The following is a 2,466-nucleotide window of genomic DNA, read 5'->3' as shown; positions in this document are numbered from 1 at the left end:
CGCCCCCGCCACACCGAGACCCCCGACCGCTCCCCGTTCAACACCTGACGGAAGCGGTAACTCACCCGGTCCGGCGTTGACGCATCGGCGCGGCGCTGGTCACCTCTGCTGTTCGACGCGACGAAGCGGACCGCCTCCCGCTGCGTCCTGCCCGCCATCTGCGAAGATGATCGCACGAGGGAGGTGGGATGGAGCGACGTCTGATCGAGCTGGAGGTCGAGAACTTCCGAAGTCTGCGGCGGGTCAAGGTGCCCCTCGGCCCACTCAACGTCCTCGTCGGACCGAATGGCGCCGGCAAGACCAACCTCCTGGAAGTCTTCCGCTTCCTCTCCGATGTGATCCTCAGCGATCTGGAACCCGCATTAGATGTCCGAGGTGGGTTCGACGAGGTGGCCTTCCGCGGGGGGAAACGAGCGCCCAGGAGGATCAGCGTCGGCCTGCAGGCAACCTGGACCAGGTACAGCAGCCTGAACGCGCCGGATGTCTACCGGCTTGACGTCAATCGGCGGACGCTTGGTGACGGCTTCACCCTGTCCCGTAGCGAGTCCTTCCAGTTCAAGCGCACGCAGGGCCGCGGCAGACGAATCACCATCACCGGGGAGGAGGCGGCCGTTGTCGGACTCGACCGCCGCGATGAGGTGTCGGGCGAACGGGTCTTCGGCATCCGCCGGATGAGCAGCGGCCTGTCCACGCTCCCCCGGCTGTCCACCAAGGAGGGTGGAACCGAGGTCGCCGCGGTGGCGGAGCGCCTCGCATCCTTCCGCGTCTTCGACGTCGATGTGACGCGGGCGCGCCTGCCGTCCCGATTCCCACGGGGCCGCGGCGAGGTTCTCGACCACGATGCGGCGAATCTGGCCGCCTTCCTGCTGGCGCTGCGGGGCCGGGACCGAGACACCTGGGACCGCCTGGTCGAGGATGCGTGCACGGTACTGCCGCAGCTCAGCGGAATCGACTTCGACTACCCGTCTGGCTCGGCCAGGGAGGTCGTCCTCATCCTGCGCGAGCGGGGCCTGCGTGGGCCCACTCAGCTGGGCGATGCCTCGTACGGCACGATCCGACTTCTCGGACTGCTGGCACTGCTCTACGATCCCGAACCTCCCGCGCTCACCTGTGTCGAGGAGATCGACCACGGGTTGCATCCCCAGGCCCTGGAGCTCCTGGTGGAGCGGCTGCGGGAGGCGAGTGAGCGCACCCAGTTCCTGATCGCCACGCACTCCCCGGCCCTGGCCGACCGCCTCAGGCCGGAAGAACTGATCGTCTGCGAGCGGACAGGTGACGGATCCTCGATTATTCCTGCGGTTTCGACGGACAAACTTCGCGAGATCGTCGCCCGAAGCGAGGGGCTTCCGCTTGGCGACCTGTGGTTTTCCGGAGCTCTGGGCGGCGATCTGTGAGCCGCGGAACCCACACCCGGGCAACCCGCAAACCGGTCGTGGTGCTCGCCGGTGAGGACGCGTCCGACCGGCTTAGCCTGCGCGTGCTCCTGGAAGCCACCTGCCCGGACATGCGCGGCCGAATCGTCGAGATCAAGGATCCAGTGCGATTACGGACCGCGACCGAGACTCGACTCGCCGAGCGAGTCAGGACTCTGGCACGGAAGGCTCGAGCTCGCGCACTCCTGGAGGATGCGGAGCTGGCCTGCGTCTTCATCCATGAGGATCTTGACAGGGTGGACGGTGTCGGCTACCCGGAGGCGAGAGAACGGGTACAGAAGGCCTTGAACAAGGAACTCCGCTCCGCGCACTACGTCCTCGCCGTCGCCGAATTGGAAGCCTGGCTCCTCCTCTTCCCGGATGCCATCACAGCCTTCTCCTCCTCATGGAGGGTGCCCGCGGCGCGTCGAAGAAAGGACACCGGGCGCTTCGCCGACCCGAAGAAGGTCATGAAAAACGAGGTCTCTGGCCCGACTCGGAGTTATCGGGAATCGACAGCTCCCGACATTTTCAGCAAGGCCTGCGACCTAAAAATTCTCGACATGCCGAACGGATCAAACCGCTCATGGCAGCGATTTCGCGAGGATGTTTCCTCGTGCTGCACCCACCATCTCGGGGGCGGACGGAGACCGCAATGACGGCACCTGCAGAGATCGTTTACGAAAGTGGCCGTCGGCGCCCGACGTGGGTTGCGTAGTCCGATGAGGCCAGGAGGAACGGTGCGGCTGGCGGTGGTCAGTGCGGCTCCGACCCCGGCGCTACGGGCCGCCCGGTTCCCCGTTGACGAAGAGGTCGACGCGGACGGGCTGCGCCGGGCCACGACCGCGGCCGCTGCGACGGCCGGAGCACTGCCCGCCCGGGCGAGGGTGCTCACCGACGGCTCCGCCCGCGCCCGGCAGACCGCGCGCGCGTTGGGCCTCCACGACACCGACGGCACCGGCATCGGCCGCGGCACCGGCACTGCCGCCGGCACCCATGCCCATGCCTACATGGACGCGGACGCCAGTCGCCCGGGCGGGGGCGGGGTGGAGGC

2 protein-coding genes and 1 pseudogene are annotated in these 2,466 nt (G+C 67.6%); all 3 read left to right on the top strand.

The features are described 5' to 3' along the window. Nucleotides 1–188 precede the first annotated feature (188 nt). Nucleotides 189–1,394 (top strand): AAA family ATPase, encoded by a 1,206-nt coding sequence (locus tag NBZ83_RS31610; protein ID WP_261571282.1) that lies wholly within the window; start codon nucleotides 189–191, stop codon nucleotides 1,392–1,394. Beyond that, nucleotides 1,391–2,071: a hypothetical protein gene (locus NBZ83_RS31605; protein ID WP_261576451.1), complete on the top strand. Its 681-nt coding sequence runs from the start codon at nucleotides 1,391–1,393 to the stop codon at nucleotides 2,069–2,071. Before NBZ83_RS31610 ends, NBZ83_RS31605 begins: the two co-directional genes overlap by 4 nt. 81 nt (nucleotides 2,072–2,152) lie before the next feature. After that, nucleotides 2,153–2,466: pseudogene (locus tag NBZ83_RS31600) on the top strand (histidine phosphatase family protein); the annotation flags it as partial.

Origin of the sequence: Frankia gtarii (assembly GCF_025403375.1) — a bacterium.
GTDB lineage: Bacteria > Actinomycetota > Actinomycetes > Frankiales > Frankiaceae > Frankia > Frankia gtarii.
This window is presented reverse-complemented; position numbering and strand designations above follow the sequence as displayed.